Here is a 17294-nt window from a genome sequence, read left to right on the forward strand (position 1 = left end):
GGCGGAAAAACAATGGGCCTGCATCGCAGGCCCATCGGATGGTTCAACCCGTTGTTCAGCTCTTGAACAGGGTGATCGGATTGGTGATCTTCAGCGGCACGCCCATCTTGCTGTTGATGTACGCCTGCTGGGCGATGGTCAGCAGGTTGTTCGTGATCCAGTACAGCACCAGACCGGCCGGGAAGAAGAAGAACATGACCGAGAACATCAGCGGCATCAGCCACATCATCTTGGCCTGCAGCGGATCGGGCGGCAGCGGGTTCAGCGCGGTCTGCACGATCGTGGTCAGCGTCATCACGAACGGCAGCACGTAGAACGGGTCCTTGGTCGAGAGGTCGGTGATCCAGCCCATCCACGGCGCGTTGCGCATCTCCACCGACGACAGCAGCACCCAGTACAGCGCGATGAACACCGGAATCTGGATCAGGATGGGGAAACAACCACCCAGCGGGTTGACCTTCTCCTCCCGGTAGATCTTCATCATCTCCTGCTGCATCAGCTGCGGGTTGCCCTTCAGGCGCTCACGCATTTCCGTGATGCGCGGGTTGATGGCCTTCATCTTGGCCATCGAGCGGTATGCGCTGGCGTTGAGCCAGTAGAACGCCGCCTTGAGCAGCACCACCAGCAGCACGATCGCCCAGCCCCAGTTGCCCACGAAGCCGTGGATCTTCTCCAGCAGCCAGTACAGCGGCTTGGCAATGATGGTCAGCCAGCCGTAGTCCTTGACCAGCTCCAGACCGGGGGCCGTGGTCTCCAGCACCTTCTCCAGTTGCGGACCCACGAACAGACGCGCGTCGAGCTTCTGGCTCTGGCCGGGGGCGATGGCGGGCAAGGTGCTGATCGCGCCGATGGAGAACAGGTTGTTGTCGATTCGGCGGGCGAAGTTCTCGCGCGCCGCGCCCTCGGGCAGCAGCCAGGCGGAGGTGAAATAGTGCTGCACCATGGCCACGTAGCCGTCCGTGGCGCTCTTCTCGAAGGTGGCCTTGTTGTCGGTGATCTGGCCGAATTCGATCTTCTGGTACTTCTGGGCCGAGGTGTAGACCGCCGGACCGGTGAAGGTCGAATAGAACGGCGTCTCGCTGTCGGTCTTGTTGCCGTCTCGCACCAGCTGCACGTAGAGCTGCGGTGTCACCGGCGCGGCGCCGGTGTTGACCACCTCGTGCGCGACGTCGATGGTGTAGCTGCCACGCTTGAGCGTGTAGGTCTTGACCAGCTTGACGCCGCCGACGTCGGCCGACTCGAACTTCACCGCCAGCGTGTCCTGACCATCGGCCAGCGAGTTGGGTCCGGGCACCAGCGCCATCGGCGTCTTGTGCGTCGGGAAGCTGCCGCCGATCAGGCCGGTCTGCGCGATGTAGGTGTGCTGGTCGTTCTGGGCCAGCAGCTGGAACGGCTCGGAGCCCAGCTGCTTGCTGGCGTGCTTCAGCAGCGTCGCGCCGATCAGCGAACCGCCTTCGCTGTTGAAGGTCAGCTTGAACACATCGGTGGTCACCTCGTGGCGCACGGCCGCCGGAGCGGGCGCACCCGCATCGGGCGCCGCCGCTCCGGAAGCGGCGGAAGCACTGGCGGAGGTGGCGGCCGGCACGCTGGCATCGGCCGCCGGCGCCGCTTTCTGCTCAGCCGGCGCGGTCGCGGCCGACGACGGGAAGAACGTCGGTGCCTTGCCGTTGTGGATCTGCCACTTGTCCCAGATCAGGACCATCGAAAAACCAAAAACCACCCAGAGGATGGAACGGCGGATGTCGTTCATGAAGGGTTCTTCTTTTCTGAGGAAACAGGAATCAGGTGAGAGAACAGTGCGGGCGCCGCGTCGGGCACCGGGTCGCAACCGCCCTCGCACCAGGGACCACAGCGCCCGATGCGCCTGAGCATCAGATACCCACCGGCCAGAGCGCCGTGGCGCTGCAAGGCCCCCAGCGCGTAGACCGAGCAGGTAGGCTCGAAACGGCAACTGCCGCCCAGCCAGGGACTGAGCAACAGGCGGTAGCCCTTGACCAGTCCGATCAGGACCTGACGCGGCCAGTCGCGCATCATGCCGCAACCTCCGGCCGTGCGGCGATGCGGCCCAGCAACTGGGTCAGTTCGGCGCGCACCGCCCGTTTGAGCACATCGGAAGTGGCGCTCACGAACTGCTCGCGGCTGAACCCGCTGCGCAGCCGCACGACCAGCGCCGCCGGCGGCAACTGGCTCGCGGCCAGGCGGGTGGCCTCGTACACCTGGCGCCGGATGGCGTTGCGGGTGACCGCCCGCTTGGCCCAGCGCTTGGGCAGCACAACGCCAACCCAGGTGCCGGACACCGGAAACAGCAAACGCCCGTGCTCCGGGCCTGGCAGTGCCAACCGGTGCAGGGCGAAATGAGGGGTTTTGGCCACGATGGCACCCGCCATGGCAGCCTGGAACTGGGGCCGGGTCCGGATGCGCTGCATCAGACGACCGGAGTCACAGGCGCGCTGGAGAGCGTGGGCCCGGCCGACCAAGGACTGATCGATGCGGCAGGGCGGATCAGGCTCAGACGGCCAGACGCTTGCGGCCCTTGGCGCGGCGTGCGTTGATGACGGCGCGGCCACCGCGGGTCTTCATGCGCACGAGGAAACCGTGGGTACGGGCGCGCTTGATCTTCGAAGGCTGGTAGGTGCGTTTCATTGCCATGGCAGTGCGGCCCAGGCAAGGCCAGGGCGATTCAAGTTGGAGGGAAACCCGCAATTATCGCCGAGAAAGACCCAAAGCAGCAAGCGCTGCCGTCGCCAGGCTTGGTTGAGGGCTGATTTGCGACTCTTTGGGACGAACATGTAACAGTCGCCCGAGGGGTGTGGATAACTTTTCGGCGGGCCTACAATGCCGGTCCAGCCCCGAGCCGTTTGTCCACAAGAACAATCTTTCCTTCCCGTTTCATGATCGAGGGCCATTCCCCCCTTTCTGCTGCCAGCGACGCCTCGTCGCTCTGGCTGTCCTGCGTCGACCGTCTCGCCCAGGAAATCCCCGAGCAGCAGTTCAACACCTGGATCCGTCCGCTCTCGGCCACGGTCGCGCCCGACGGGTCGCGCGTCACCGTGGCGGTCGCCAACCGCTTCAAGATGGACTGGATCCGGGCGCAGTACGCGGCCCGGATCACCGCCTTGCTGGAGGGCATCCAGGGTGCTCCCGTGGTACTGGAGTTAGCGCTTGCTCCTCGCGAAGCCACCATCCGAAGCACTCCATCGTCGCGCACCGTGCAGGAACAGGTGCTGGCCGAGCTGCCCGATGTGGCGCCCGCCGAGCCCACCGCAGCCACCGGACCGCGCAGCCGCCTGAACCCGGCGCTGACCTTCGCCACGCTGGTTGAAGGCTCGGCCAACCGCATGGCGCGCGCCGCCGCGATGCACGTGGCCGGTAGCCTGGGCCAGCTCTACAACCCGCTGTTCATTTATGGCGGCGTCGGTCTGGGCAAGACCCACCTGGTGCACGCCATTGGCAACCAGCTGCTGGCCGACAAGCCGCAGGCCAAGGTTCTGTACATCCACGCCGAGCAGTTCGTCTCGGATGTGGTCAAGTCCTACCAGCGCAAGACGTTTGACGAGTTCAAGGAGCGTTACCACTCGCTCGATCTGCTGCTGATCGACGACGTGCAGTTCTTCGCCAACAAGGAACGCACGCAGGAAGAGTTCTTCAACGCGTTCGAGGCGCTGCTGGCCCGCAAGAGCCACATCGTGCTGACCAGCGACACCTATCCCAAGGGTCTGGCCGACATCCACGAGCGCCTGGTTTCTCGCTTCGATTCGGGCCTGACGGTGGCCATCGAACCGCCCGAACTGGAAATGCGCGTGGCGATCCTGATCAACAAGGCCGCGGCCGAGAATGCCGTGATGCCCGAGGAGGTCGCCTTCTTCGTCGCCAAGAACGTGCGTTCGAACGTGCGCGAACTCGAAGGCGCGCTGCGCAAGATCCTGGCCTACAGCCGCTTCAACCAGAAAGAGATATCGATCCAGCTGGCGCGCGACGCCCTGAAGGACCTGCTGTCGATCCAGAACCGCCAGATCTCGGTCGAGAACATCCAGAAGACGGTGGCCGACTACTACAAGATCAAGGTCGCGGACATGTACAGCAAGAAGCGCCCGGCCAGCATCGCCCGGCCGCGCCAGATCGCGATGTTCCTGGCCAAGGAGCTGACCCAGAAAAGCCTGCCCGAGATCGGCGAGCTGTTCGGCGGCCGGGACCACACGACGGTGCTGCACGCAGTGCGCAAGATCGCGGCCGAGCGCCAGACCAACACGGAGCTGAACCAGCAGCTGCACGTGCTGGAGCAGACCCTGAAAGGCTGACCGGGGGCACCCGGAGCGGTCTGTAAAAACAGGTGAAAATAGCTACGTTTTGGGTTTCGAGGGGGCTGAGAGGCATGCCCGAGGAGAGCGCCGCGACAGAGCGCCAGTCAACCAGTGACGAAAGAGTCTGACATGATCGTTTTGAAGTCTTCCCAGGCCCAGGTGCTGGCCGCGCTGCAGTCGGTCGCCGGCATCGTCGAGCGGCGTCACACGCTGCCCATCCTGGCCAACGTGCTGCTGCGCAAGACCGGAGGCCAGGTGCAGCTGACCACCAGCGACCTGGAAATCCAGATCCGCACCACGGCCGAACTGGGCGGCGACGACGGCAGCTTCGCCACCACGATCGGCGCGCGCAAGCTGATCGACATCCTGCGCACCATGCCGGCCGACCAGGCTGTGAGCCTGGAGCACACCGGTGGCAAGACCATTCTCAAGGGCGGCAAGAGCCGCTTCACGCTGCAGAGCATGCCGCCCGAAGACTTCCCACTGGTGCAGGAGTCGGCCAGCTTCGGCCCCGTGTTCTCGGTGCCGCAAAAGACGCTCAAGAGCCTGCTGGGCCAGGTGTCGTTTGCGATGGCGGTGCACGACATCCGCTACTACCTCAACGGCATCCTGTTCGTGGCCGAGGGTACGAAGCTCTCGCTGGTCGCCACCGATGGCCACCGCCTCGCGTTTGCCAGTGCCGAGCTGGACGTGGAAGTGCCCAAGCAGGAAGTGATCCTGCCGCGCAAGACCGTGCTGGAGCTGCAGCGCCTGCTGTCCGACAAGGAAGGCGCGATCGAGATGCAGTTCGCGGCCAACCAGGCCAAGTTCAGCTTCGACGGCATGGAGTTCGTCACCAAGCTGGTCGAGGGCAAGTTCCCCGACTACAACCGCGTCATCCCCAAGAACCACAAGAACATCGTCACGCTGGGCCGCCAGCCGCTGCTGGCCAGCCTGCAACGCACCGCCATCATGACCAGCGAGAAGTTCAAGGGCGTGCGCCTGAACGTCGAGCCGGGCACGCTGCGCGTGGCGTCCAGCAACGCCGAACAGGAAGAGGCGGTCGACGAGCTCGACATCGACTACGGCGGCGACGCCATCGAAATCGGCTTCAACGTCACCTACCTGATCGATGCGCTGCAGAACATGGGCCAGGAAATGGTCCGCATCGAACTGCAGGACGGCAACAGCTCCGCGCTGATCACCAACCCCGAAGACAACGCGTTCAAGTACGTGGTCATGCCCATGCGGATCTGATCCGCAACACCCGCAGCCAACTTGCATGCCAACCCGCTGATCAGCGGGTTTGGCGTTTCTAGAAGTCAGAGAAATTCACCATGTCCGAAGCCAACAAGCCCGCCGATTCCGGAAAAGACGCCGTTCACACCGGTGAAGCAGGCGCCGACAGCTCCAATTTCCAGCCCAAGATCGACGCGAACCAGGCCGGCGCCAGTGAAGGCTATGGCGAGGGGGCGATCCAGATCCTGGAAGGCCTGGAGGCCGTTCGCAAGCGCCCGGGCATGTACATCGGCGACACCTCCGACGGCACCGGCCTGCACCACCTCGTCTTCGAAGTGGTGGACAACTCCATCGACGAAGCCCTGGCCGGCCACTGCGACGACATCGTCGTCACCATCCACACCGACAACTCGATCAGCGTGACCGACAACGGCCGCGGCATCCCGACCGGTGTGAAGATGGACGACAAGCACGAGCCCAGGCGCTCGGCCGCCGAAATCGCGCTGACCGAGCTGCACGCGGGCGGCAAGTTCAACCAGAACAGCTACAAGGTCTCGGGCGGCCTGCACGGCGTGGGCGTGTCCTGCGTGAACGCGCTGTCCGTGTGGCTGCGCCTGACGGTGCGCCGCGAAGGCCAGGTGCACCAGATCGAGTTCGCGCGCGGCTTCGTGCAGAACCGCCTCGTCGAGCAGCGCGACGGCGTCGAGATCTCGCCGATGAAGGTGATCGGCGCGACCGAGAAGCGCGGCACCGAGGTGCACTTCCTGCCCGATACCGAGATCTTCAAAGAGAACAACGACTTCCACTACGAGATCCTGGCCAAGCGCCTGCGCGAACTCTCGTTCCTGAACAACGGCGTGCGCATCCGCCTCAAGGACGAACGCAGCGGCAAGGAAGACGACTTCTCCGGCGCCGGTGGCGTCAAGGGCTTTGTGGAGTTCATCAACAAGGGCAAGCAGGTCCTGCACCCCAACTGCTTCCACGCCATCGGCGACCGGCAAAGCGACCAGGGCACCAACATCGGTGTCGAGGTGGCCATGCAGTGGAACAGCGGCTACAACGAGCAGGTGCTCTGCTTCACCAACAACATCCCGCAGCGCGACGGCGGCACCCACCTCACCGGCCTGCGCGCCGCGATGACCCGTGTCATCAACAAGTACATCGAAGAGAACGACCTGGCCAAGAAGGCCAAGGTGGAAGTGACGGGCGACGACATGCGCGAAGGCCTGTGCTGCGTGCTGTCGGTCAAGGTGCCCGAGCCCAAGTTCTCCAGCCAGACCAAGGACAAGCTGGTATCCAGCGAGGTGCGCGGCCCGGTGGAAGACGTGGTGGCCCGCCTGCTGACCGACTACCTGCAGGAAAAGCCCAACGACGCCAAGATCATCTGCGGCAAGATCGTCGAAGCCGCCAAGGCCCGCGAAGCCGCCCGCAAGGCGCGCGAAATGACACGCCGCAAGGGCGTGCTCGACGGCATGGGCCTGCCCGGCAAGCTGGCCGACTGCCAGGAGAAAGACCCCGCCCTGTGCGAGATCTACATCGTCGAGGGCGACTCCGCCGGTGGCTCCGCCAAGCAGGGCCGCGACCGCAAGTTCCAGGCGATCCTGCCGCTGCGCGGCAAGATCCTGAACGTGGAGAAGGCGCGCTACGAGAAGCTGCTGAGCTCCAACGAAATCCTGACCCTCATCACCGCGCTGGGCACCGGCATCGGCAAGGCAGGCGGCGAGGGGTCGGGCGGTGAAGGCAAGGACGACTTCGACGTCGCCAAGCTGCGCTACCACCGCATCATCATCATGACCGACGCCGACGTCGACGGCGCCCACATCCGCACCCTGCTGCTGACCTTCTTCTACCGCCAGATGCCCGAACTGGTCGAACGCGGCCACATCTACATCGCGCAACCGCCGCTGTACAAGGTGAAGAACGGCAAGGAAGAGCTGTACCTGAAGGACGCACCCGCGCTGGACCAGTACCTGCTGCGCATCGCCCTGAACGGCGCCAAGGTGCAGACCGGTGGCGCCGCCAACACCGTGCTCGAAGGCGACACGCTGGCCGAGCTGGCGCGCAAGCACCAGGCGGCCGAGCGCGTGATCGAGCGTCTCTCCAACTTCATGGACGCCGAAGCCCTGCGCGCCATCGCCGACGGCGTGAGCGTCAAGCTCGACACCGTGGAAGAGGCCGAAGCCAGCGCCGTCGCCATGCAGGCCAAGCTGGCCGAGCTGAGCACCACCGGCGTGCCGCCCGAAGTGGCCGGCGAATTCGATGCGCGCAGCGACAAACCCATCCTGCGCATCAGCCGCCGCCACCACGGCAACGTCAAGAGCAGCATCCTCACGCAGGACTTCGTGCACGGCGCCGACTACGCCGCCCTGGCCACCGCGGCCGACACCTTCCGCGGCCTGCTGGGCGAAGGTGCCAAGGCGCAGCGCGGCGAAGGCGACAAGCAGAAGGAAGAACGTGTGAGCGACTTCCGCCAGGCCATGCAATGGCTGATCAGCGAAGCCGAACGCACCACCAGCCGCCAGCGCTACAAAGGCCTGGGCGAAATGAACCCCGAGCAGCTGTGGGAAACCACCATGGACCCGCAGGTGCGCCGCCTGCTGCGCGTGCAGATCGACGACGCGATCGAGGCCGACCGCGTGTTCACCATGTTGATGGGGGATGAGGTGGAGCCGCGGCGGGATTTCATCGAAACCAACGCGCTCAGAGCCGGCAACATTGACGTTTAATGTCAGTGTAGAGAGACACATAAGCTGAGAAACCGAGGCCCATAAATTGAGAAATTTATGGGCCTCTTTGTTTCAGTTGTTTTTGCCTAGGCAAACCCTGTTCTCTGGTTCCTATCTCTGAGACTCGCTGGGATGGAAGCCGCGTCCCTGATTCCCACCATTTCAGGGACAGGCATTCTCACGGGCGAATGCGCAGCCAAATCGACTTCATCTGGAACGCCTTTTGGTCACGCGGAAACTGAATTGAAGATACTGCCCCATCCGAATGCTGACGGTGAAGGAGGGGGCGGGAGAAGACCACTTCTCATGGCTCGAGTGTCCTTGGAGATGGTGGTCGCGGACTACCGCAGACCATGAAGGTGTCCCCTGCGACGTGTTTCGTTGAAGCCGTGCGGCAGGTGCGGTGGAAAAGCAATGGGTTCATCACATCTGCAGACCTCGCAGCTAACCAGAACTTTGAGCTAGTGGCAGCATTGAAGGCGAAGTAAGCGAGTACCCACCGCGCCGCGGGTTTCCATGCGCGCCGGGCTCACCTGGATACGCACACCTCTTGAAAATCAGGGGCGGGTCAGACTGCCCACGCAATTCGTGCGGTCAGTTGGTTGCTAAGGCTGCAACCCTGTCCAAGGTGCAATGCGCTGCCAAACGAGTTCTGCGAGCTCCCTGCCTCTTGCGTTGACCGCCTCTAGGTTCCAGTCACCCTTAACGTTACCGATGGCATGGACATGAGGCAAGTATTGGCCCGCGTACAGGTTTCCGGCCACCTCTGTGACGTCGATGCCCGAATCGGCCATCGTCTTGAGGATGGTCTTTGCTTCGTCCTCGGTCTTAGCTGACAGTGCAGCAAAAAGTGAGCGCTTTTGGTCCCAAGGACGGTCGCTAAGCGATGAGTTGCAGCGTGTAGGGACCAGAGTCAAATTGCCCAAGCGCTCGAACTCTTCGTCTTGATACAGGTCCTGGGACCAGCCTTTGGCTTTAGAACGCGGAGCAATGTGCTCGATAGAGGCGAACTGCTCACCAACCCAAGCATCAAGAGTGAGCGTCGGGTTGCTTCCGGCCTTGCCGCGGGTGAGGTGCCCATCCGGGCCCTCCACGACATCGTGGAATGCCAGTAGCAATACGAATCTTGCCAAGGTCGTGTTGACTTCCCACAGCGGCTGCGCGACCGTCTTCTCAATCCACTCCGCTTTCCCGGCAATGTTGGCACCGTGCTTCTTACTCTTGCGGTCTGCCTGCAGACGGGACGCTAACGCTGCCTGCAAGGCCTGGACGGTTGGCAGCGGTCCGTCCCCACGCTTGCCTCGCGCAAGCGCAGGCACGTCGTGTTCGACCGAACCTTCACCCATCAAAGACCGGTAGACCTCGTCGATGCGGTCCGTGGTGCTGCGCGACGCGCGCCAGAGAACAGTGAATGCTGTGACTGCCTGCACCACCTCACAAAAGGTGTTGAGCGCCTTCCTTCGGTCGGTGGCGTCCTTCTGGAGGCCGACGTCGGCTGCGTACTGAGCAAGGAGGGGCGCCGTAATGGTGTGTCCGAAATCCACCAGGAAGCGCAAGCACAACGCCGCCGGCTCAGGAAGCTGCAGGCCGTCCACCTTAGGCTTGTCTGAGCCATTAACCCAGACGGTGTCGAAAAAACGTGAAAGCTCTGCGAGGTGGCGTATGAACTCTTGCTGTTGCTTGCGGTCGCTGTATGAATCAAATGCTTCACGCATAAAGCGCCGCTGGTCCGCCAGGTTCTTCGAGCGCTTCTCTCCCAACTCGGCCAAAGCGAAAGCAACCAGCAGGTCGGCGGACCTCTTTTGACGCTCATCAGCGCGATTGACCTTGCGTATGTAGTCTCCGGCAATCTCAAGTTGCTTCTTTTCCTCTGACGAGTTGTACTTCGTCATGCCGACAGACTGGACAACCTTTGGGACAAAGGTTTCGAGGGCAGTTAGCGGTTGGCCTGTGGTGTTCAAGGCCTCAAAGACGTCGAACGCAAAGTCTTCAGTGGTCGCGGTGACGACCACTAAGGTAATGCGCTCCAGTGCAAACTTCGCAAAGAAGAGCAGTGAAACCAGGTTGGTCGAGGCTTCCCACCATTTTCTCGAACGGGACTCTTCCGCACTGAGCTTCTCGCCTGCATTCGCAGCGGCTTGAGCAAGCAGGAACTGAGGAGAGAGAACAAACTCCAACGCCGCCTTCATCGAATCCGGGAACTCCTCTCCGAAGAGGGTGTCTTGTTTGTCGTCGTCTTGAACGATGCCAAGCAGTTCCGGAAACTCATCATCGCCTGGAAGGTTGCGCAACTTGTCGCGCATCACCTTCAGCATCTTCATGAAGTGCTTTCGCTGCCCCTCGTTCGCGGCCCCGTCCGCCGTCTCTTTCAGGGCGTTGGGGAACTTGGCCCAATTGGGTTCCTGTTGTTCTCGGAACCGGACATACTCGAACAGTAGCCAGGAGATAGGCGAGTTGTATGTCGCTTTGTCCGCCTCATAGGACCAAGTGTCCACGAAGGCGCGAATCATCTTAGGGAAATGCCGGAACTCGCCCTCGCCATTATTCTGTCGCTCGGACAACATCTGCGAGAGCAGGCCACGCATGTCGTTCACACGTGTTTCCAGCCACTGGCGGGCGTCGTCGCTGTCCTTAGCCTTGCCTTTCTTGAGCTCTGCCCACTGGACCTCAATTTCGAGAAGTAGGGCCAAGCACAGCATCAGCAAGGTCGTCAGGCGCTGCTGGCCGTCGATGACTGACATGACCTGCGTGTAGACCTGGTTCTTGACCAAGGGGCTGATGGTCGACTTCTTGGAGTCGTTCATCGCGATGATGGTCCCGATGAACGTGATGGACTCATCGGGGCGCTTGAGCAGCGCGTTCAGTCCCTGAATGGTGTCGTCGATGAGGCGCTCGACGTTCGTCTTGTCCCAGGCGTAATCGCGCTGGTAGGGCGGGATATATAGCCCGCGACCATTCTTCGACACAAAGTCGTAGAGACCTTCCGACTCAGCGTCGAATATTTTTTGTCCAGGACTCGGCACTCAATTTTCTCCTGATGTTCGAGTTACTTGTGGCACACGAGGCAGGCGCCGCCACCCTCGTCCTCAAGGTACAGGTCGTCGATGTCAATCGGCTCAATGGGGATGACGCGCAATGGGTTCGGTTTGCGGCGTGCAAGTTCGCGTTGCTTGCGGACCTCAAAGTCCGCCAAGATTTCAGCCACCCGCTCCGGCTTTTCCAGTTCAGTCAAAGGTTCGCCCTGGCTCCAGGTAAACGGCGAGCCGTGCTCAAGCGCGTTCTTCTCATACGCCTTTGCGTCCTCAAATGCGTCCGGATGGTTCTCCTTTAGCCTAACCCACTCGACTTTCTGCTGAAAGAAGCAAAACGTGCATCCGCTCCGTGAGCGCCAGTTGTAGTACTTTGGAAGCCCAAGGCCTGAACCTTCAAGGAGCTCAAAAACACCCGCCTTGTCGATGCCGTGTTCTCGGAACGGCATGCGAACAATCAAGTTCTCATGCTGAGCGACCATGCCTTCCCGGTGCTCTTCGTCTGCACGGATAGCGACATAGCTGTACACCTTGTCTCCTGCATCGAGGGACGGCTTAACCCACTGCTTGAAGGGCTCCAACTTCAACTTGCGGGTGCACCAGCGAGTCTTCGGTGAAGGTAGGTAGCTGTTGTAGGTGCGAAGCCAGAAGTCGAAGTCTCGATGCGGGTTTAGGTAGTGAATCTTGCGACCGACGAAACCCTCAAGCTGGCCGAGAAAGGCGTAGACCTCAGGCAGCTCTTTGCCGGTGTCGGTGAAGAAGAACTCGAGCGGGATTTCCGGGTGGTGCAGACTCATATACACGGCAAGCGCTGCGCTGTCCTTCCCGCCCGACAGACCAAGTACGTGTCGTTCAGCCATTCTTTTCTCCCTTGCTCTGTTGCTTAACCATCATGGCGCCTGCCTCGGCGAGCGCGGCCAAGATGACCTCTTTGCGTTCGCCTTGCGCATAAGCCAGGAACTGCTTCACAAGCCGGTCCACTGCGGGGGTGTCCGCATCTGAGATGTCGACATAGCCGGTAGCGTCCTGACCGTGACTCGCACCGAAGACCACGCCAATCACTCGGCGCGTCGATGGCCGCCCGCGGAGAGGGGCCATCGACTCCGCCTTGCGGAAGTCAACCGACCAGTCGGCCAACTTGGCCATTGCCGCATCGACGTCTCGGTCGACCCAAACAGCCTGCGGCTTGTCGACAGCGAGGCTGATAAGGGCTTCTATGGTTTCGGCAGACTGGTCATAGGTCTCCAATCGAGTGGCAAACGCATCAAGCTTGAAGTCACCTGTCAGGCCCTTCACGGTAGCAGCGCGTTTGCGCAGCTCAGCTTCTGGCCGGCTCCCGTGGTCAAGGGCTTCCAAAACGTGGGCGCGAACACCCGCCAGCATGTGCTGATAGGCGCCAGACAGTTCGTCTGTGACCTCTTGAACACGAGTGTTCAATATGGTCGGGTCTTGGGCTTCAAGGAGTGTAGGCAGGTCTGAAAATAGAACACGCAGTGGGTCGCTAGCCTTGAGCAACATAGTGCGTACTTGCTGTGCTCGGGGGGAGACAGCTGACGTCCGCTTGGTCCAGCCAGGCAGACCAACGACAAGACCCACAAGTCCGCGTGCGACATCCAGCGGTGCTGCCCCAACGTCGGCGCTGGCCCGCTCGGACACGGTCTTCGCCAAGGCGTTGACCAGTTTGGTTTTGTCCTTGGACGCCTCGACGTGCTGGAAGCGAATTCGGCTCGGGTCGAGCGTCCACTCATCGACGACAGCGTCGGTGACATCCGGGGTGAACGTACCGTTCACGTACAGTGCCAACGACGAGCGGTTGGCCAGGAATATCGCCAGCGAAAGCACAGGCATCACCCCGGCGCGCAATCCGAAGGGAGGGCGTGCCCAGGCGACGTAAAGCTCCTTCAAGGTCAGCGACTTGCCTTCGGAAAGCAGGTCGCTCGTGGTGCGCCACCACAACGCCTCGAAGGACTTTCCGCGGGTGTTGAAGTTTGGGTCACCGAAACCCCAGCCTTCATCCCCCCGTGGACGGTGAAGGCCAGGGTCATTGAGGATGGTGAAGTAAAGACCCGCGTCTGCAGGGAAGCCTTCGTAGCCAAGCTTCGGCAGGTGCCCGTGGGTCACCATCCGATTCATGAGGTCCTTGCGCGCCTTGTTGGAATTGCTCGACGGCTCTTCGCGGTTGATGAGTTCGCTGAAGATGAAAGGCGCCTTGTCGTAGACCTCCTCTGCGAGGTCTGAAGCAATCACGGACAAAACAACCGAGCCCTTTGTCTCCAGCGCCGTGCCGTGGCTATACCACTTGGACAACTCGAAAGCATCAGCAAGCTCCTCTTCGAGAGAGGAACGCACAGCCTCAATACGCCCAACGATTTCTCGACGTGCAACAGAGTCGCCATGCAGCTCGGGCCGCGTCTTCATGACGCGTTCCGCCGCCGCCAACTCAAGGCTCAAATCAATGATTCGCTCTGCGTTCTTGGGTGTGCCCAGCAACAGCGTTTCGAACTCTGTGGCCATGCTCGCATGCCGCACCCTGTGCTCAGCGGAACGTACCGACTGCCCAGGCGGCGGCAGGCACAGAACGAATGCGCCAGCACTGGCACCCTTGAACTCAAAGGACTCGACGACCTTCTCGATGTCCTCCAAGCGAGCAATGCCGCGTGTGAACCACCGCATCGTTCCGGTCTTCTGGTAGTGCCGCTTCGCCAAAACCGGCTGCAGGTCGCTGAGGGTGGAGATGCGCTCCAAGTCAGGCTCGCCAATCTCGCCTCGGGCCAGGTTAATGGCCCCTTCGATGTCGAAGTCCGAGCCTGCGAAGATGCCCCAAGCACCAAGATGCTTGCGCTCGATTAGGACTTTCCAGTCAGATAGCTCCTCAAGGGCCTTGCGAATCTGCGCCTCATCCACGCTCGGAGTAGACACTGCGAGAACAGACTCTTCCGCCACCAGGCCAGACCCATTGCGGAACATCTCAATCAGGGCGATGGTCTTGGTCAGCTTGACATGGACGTCAGTGCCTTTGGCTTCAGCCCGCTCAACAGCATCCGTGCACTGAGCCCAGCGATGCCCATCCGGTGACGCGGCGATGGCGGGCTCCAGATTAGCGCGAAGATAGTCCCAGTAGGCGGCCGGGCCGTACATGCGGAACCAGTCGGCCTCATATCCGTCCAGGAACTCCACGAAGCCCAGGGGCTCTCTCGACGCAAGAAAACCGAAGGTGCTGCGCTCGTTCTGACCAAACCTGCGCCGCGAGATGGGACCCAGCAAAGCGGCTGTAACGGGGTGCAAGGGCCAGCACGCCTTGAGAGAGTCCGCCAGGGTCGCCGGAGTACCCGGGCGCCGAGTACGAATCGCGTCGGCGATTCTTTCCGCGAGCTTTGCTGCATCGGCCAAAGGCGGAGGGTTCTCGACCGTGATGGCCTTGCCGACCAACTCGATAACTTCGTCAGCTGCCGCAACGAGTGGGATGTCTACGAACCGTCCTTGGACCTTGGCCCACTCATCGCGGGACTGGCGACCCAGGCGTGAAGCGTAAGCCTCGAAGGTCTGATGAAGGATGCCGACTATGACGAGCTTGCCTCGGCAGCGACTAGCGGCTTCCGCCAGCTCTTGGAAGAAGTAGATGTCGCCACCTTCCTGAGCCGAAGCCTCCAAGAACTTGCCCAGTTCATCAACGACGACAAGCACACCCTGTGGGTGCCGTTCGGCCGCTTCCACCAGCTCGCCGACCACATCAGGTTGCTTCTTGCGACTGGGAGCAAGCCCGCGAGCCTTGGCCAAAGCTGCGCTGAGCTCTTGAGTGACCTCTGCCCGCTTGCCAACCACAGGCACGACGAGCCAGCCATCTCCTTTAGCCTCAAACGCCTTGTGGACAGGACTTTCGTCAGGAAAGCCAAGAAGCTGCTTTGCTTTGGTGCGAACCTTTGTCTGTGCACCAACGAGCGAGCACAGTATCAGCGCCAGCGACGATTTGCCCCCACCGTAGGGTCCCGTCCAGGTGAAAGCGCGTTGACGAGTTTCCGTTATCTGCCGAGCCATACTCTCCAAAAGAGAGCTTGCAGTGCCCTGGCAGATATAGCCCGAAAGGGCATCCTCGCGCCCGAAGTCAGTGTCAATGCGAACTGAGCGAAGAAACTGACGCGAGATGGTGACAACGTCAGAGAGCATCCGCCGTTCGGCGCCGGCAGGTCGAGACTGCTTACGCATAGGCACTTTCGAGAAGTTTGTACTTGTAGTCGGCAAGGCTCTTAAGTGCCATATCCTTGCGAGTCACCTGTCGAATGCCCGCTTGTTCAGTCCATTGAATCTCCCCGCGAGTTAGGTCCTCAAGAGCCATCAGTCGGTCAGCGACCGCGTTTTCATCGAGCTTGAAGACTCGGCCAGGTGAGCCGTAGTCGTGGGCAACACGGTCAAAGGCCATCACGGCACCTGCGTGGGGCATCCGCTCCCAGTAGTCGAGCAGGGCATAGGCAAAGACGCCGTCCGGCAGAGACCGCTTCAAACCGCGGCGGAACTCGAATGAGCCCTTTGCGTTTTGCTGAATCAAGCCAAGCTCGCCGAGCAATGGCTCACTCATCTCTTCAGGAGAGTCTCCTCCTAGCCTAGGCACGTAACTGCGGATGCAGCACTCAACATCTCGCTTGAGCGTCGCCATTGAAATTCTCAGTTTGTGCTCGATGACCAAGCCAGACAGAGAACTCACAATAAACTCGCGGTCGAAGACCTGCTGCACAACGTGATTGAAGAGAAACCACCACGTCGTTGTCTTTTCGTGCGTACTCGCCACTTGCCAATGCATCAACCAAGTGGTCGCGGGGTGTTCGCAGTACTCGTCTAGACCGTTCTTTTGATTGAATAGTAGGGAGCCAAGACGCGTGGGAACGTAGCCGCCTTCGTCTTCGATAATGCCGCAGGCGGTCGCCCAAAAGCGAATCGACATGGCCATGTTCTTGCCGACGCCGAACCGCACGATGGCTTCTTCGTCGGCGAAGACGGTCCGAGGCGCAGGCCCCTCGTACTGAGCAACCGCGTCATAAGCCTTGCGCAGCCAGAGCTGTCGCAACGGAAAAGTTTCGTGCCCCGAAAACTGCGGCGGGGCTTCGGAAGGTAGCTGAATCATTTGGCAAATAGTTTAACTGGATGACCTCGCCAGTCCGGTCAAGACAACCTCTCGCATCGTCACTAAGCCCCAAGACGTCTCTTTGAATAGAGTTTGTCTACTGCATAAGGAAACTTATTCGTATAAACGAATCGAAGGCCCTCGCCACCCTAGCACCCCGCCATCGATACTGTACAAAATATCAGTATGCCCTCAGGCGCGCCCGATGTGCAAGCCACAGCGGCGAAGCGGGTGTGAAAGCAACGAGGTCGCCAGCGGCCGTTACAGCTACTGACGGTGTTGGTTACCGCAACTGCCAGTGTTGACGGACCAAAAAACATCTTCTAAAGTAAGAACTGCTGACCGGGTTGCTTTGCCTTTTGGGGGCGGAGCGGCAGAAACAGGGCGGTATGAAGTTGAGTAAGGCGTGGCTGCACCCACTGGGGCGGTTGTGCACACAAAGGCGAACTATGACCATCTCTGATGTCGAGGCGCATTCTCGCGCCGTGTCATCCATCCAGGCACTTCTCTCGAAGCACAGTCCTGGCTCCTCCCCCTACCGCATCGCTGAACGCGCCCTCGATTTGGCGTTCACCAGCACATCCGCGCGTGGCGTGACCACAAAAGAGGAACTGCTGTCGGAGGCCGAGGACGTTATCGAGCGCCAGGTCCGAGCCAAGCTGCTTGTTGAGCCGGCCGCATGCCCGACCCCCACTGCTTCTTCTGAGCGTGAGCCCGTTCGCCGCCGCTACTTGGCCTGGCGCGGACCGTTGCGCCCGCGCGTTGCTGAAAAGTTTGTCCAGGCAGAGCTCTGGCTGACTACAGAAGAGTGCAGCGGAGGCGGCCATGTCCAAGTCTGCTGAGCTGGTTTTCGACGAGCCACGGCAGATGGCCTTTTTGGCCACAGCCTCCGTGGTGAGAACAC

General features: G+C 61.2%; 12 protein-coding genes. 4 read left to right on the forward strand and 8 right to left on the reverse strand.

What is annotated here, in order from left to right; translation table 11 throughout:
* Positions 1-55: 55 nt before the first annotated feature.
* The 4 genes from yidC to rpmH all read right to left on the reverse strand — a co-directional run bounded on the left by yidC (position 56) and on the right by rpmH (position 2643).
* Positions 56-1750 (reverse strand): membrane protein insertase YidC, encoded by a 1695-nt coding sequence (gene yidC, locus BC358_RS13690; protein ID WP_066160744.1) that lies wholly within the window; start codon positions 1748-1750, stop codon positions 56-58.
* Complete coding sequence (yidD, locus tag BC358_RS13695; RefSeq protein WP_079366251.1) at positions 1747-2034, reverse strand: membrane protein insertion efficiency factor YidD; 288 nt, start codon at positions 2032-2034, stop codon at positions 1747-1749. Before yidD ends, yidC begins: the two co-directional genes overlap by 4 nt.
* The gene (locus BC358_RS13700; protein WP_079366252.1) at positions 2031-2426 is read right to left on the reverse strand and encodes a ribonuclease P protein component; all 396 of its coding nucleotides are present in this window, start codon (positions 2424-2426) and stop codon (positions 2031-2033) included. Before BC358_RS13700 ends, yidD begins: the two co-directional genes overlap by 4 nt.
* A gap of 82 nt (positions 2427-2508) precedes the next feature.
* On the reverse strand, positions 2509-2643 hold the full coding sequence (gene rpmH / locus BC358_RS13705) for a 50S ribosomal protein L34 (RefSeq protein WP_066096666.1): 135 nt from the start codon (positions 2641-2643) through the stop codon (positions 2509-2511).
* A 248-nt stretch (positions 2644-2891) separates the two neighbouring features.
* Between rpmH and dnaA the strand changes: the two genes are divergently transcribed.
* The 3 genes from dnaA (at position 2892) to gyrB (ending at position 8245) form a co-directional block, all read left to right on the forward strand.
* Entirely contained in the window at positions 2892-4298 is a 1407-nt protein-coding gene (dnaA, locus tag BC358_RS13710) for a chromosomal replication initiator protein DnaA (protein ID WP_079366253.1), read from the forward strand.
* Between the two features lie 132 nt (positions 4299-4430).
* Positions 4431-5537 carry a DNA polymerase III subunit beta gene (gene dnaN, locus BC358_RS13715; protein ID WP_066160732.1) on the forward strand — a complete coding sequence of 369 codons (1107 nt, stop codon included), beginning with the start codon at positions 4431-4433 and terminating at the stop codon, positions 5535-5537.
* A gap of 80 nt (positions 5538-5617) precedes the next feature.
* Positions 5618-8245 carry a DNA topoisomerase (ATP-hydrolyzing) subunit B gene (gyrB, locus tag BC358_RS13720; RefSeq protein WP_079366254.1) on the forward strand — a complete coding sequence of 876 codons (2628 nt, stop codon included), beginning with the start codon at positions 5618-5620 and terminating at the stop codon, positions 8243-8245.
* Between the two features lie 605 nt (positions 8246-8850).
* Here the strand turns inward: gyrB and BC358_RS13725 are convergent.
* The 4 genes from BC358_RS13725 to BC358_RS13740 are packed head-to-tail and all read right to left on the reverse strand — an operon-like array spanning position 8851 to position 16390.
* Positions 8851-11268 carry a DUF262 domain-containing protein gene (locus tag BC358_RS13725; protein WP_079366255.1) on the reverse strand — a complete coding sequence of 806 codons (2418 nt, stop codon included), beginning with the start codon at positions 11266-11268 and terminating at the stop codon, positions 8851-8853.
* A 23-nt stretch (positions 11269-11291) separates the two neighbouring features.
* Entirely contained in the window at positions 11292-12134 is an 843-nt protein-coding gene (locus BC358_RS13730) for a phosphoadenosine phosphosulfate reductase family protein (protein WP_079366256.1), read from the reverse strand.
* A complete protein-coding gene (locus BC358_RS13735) occupies positions 12127-15477 on the reverse strand; it encodes an ATP-binding protein (protein WP_256861515.1) in 3351 nt (1116 codons plus the stop codon). Before BC358_RS13735 ends, BC358_RS13730 begins: the two co-directional genes overlap by 8 nt.
* Positions 15470-16390 (reverse strand): DUF4007 family protein, encoded by a 921-nt coding sequence (locus BC358_RS13740; RefSeq protein WP_079366257.1) that lies wholly within the window; start codon positions 16388-16390, stop codon positions 15470-15472. The genes BC358_RS13735 and BC358_RS13740 overlap by 8 nt, the downstream gene beginning before the upstream one ends.
* 449 nt (positions 16391-16839) lie before the next feature.
* Here BC358_RS13740 and BC358_RS21885 point away from each other — a divergent pair, with 449 nt between their 5' ends.
* A complete protein-coding gene (locus tag BC358_RS21885; protein WP_143434303.1) occupies positions 16840-17232 on the forward strand; it encodes a hypothetical protein in 393 nt (130 codons plus the stop codon).
* Positions 17233-17294 lie beyond the last annotated feature (62 nt).

Source organism: Hydrogenophaga sp. H7, assembly GCF_002025745.1.
Classification (GTDB): Bacteria; Pseudomonadota; Gammaproteobacteria; order Burkholderiales; family Burkholderiaceae_C; genus Hydrogenophaga; species Hydrogenophaga pseudoflava.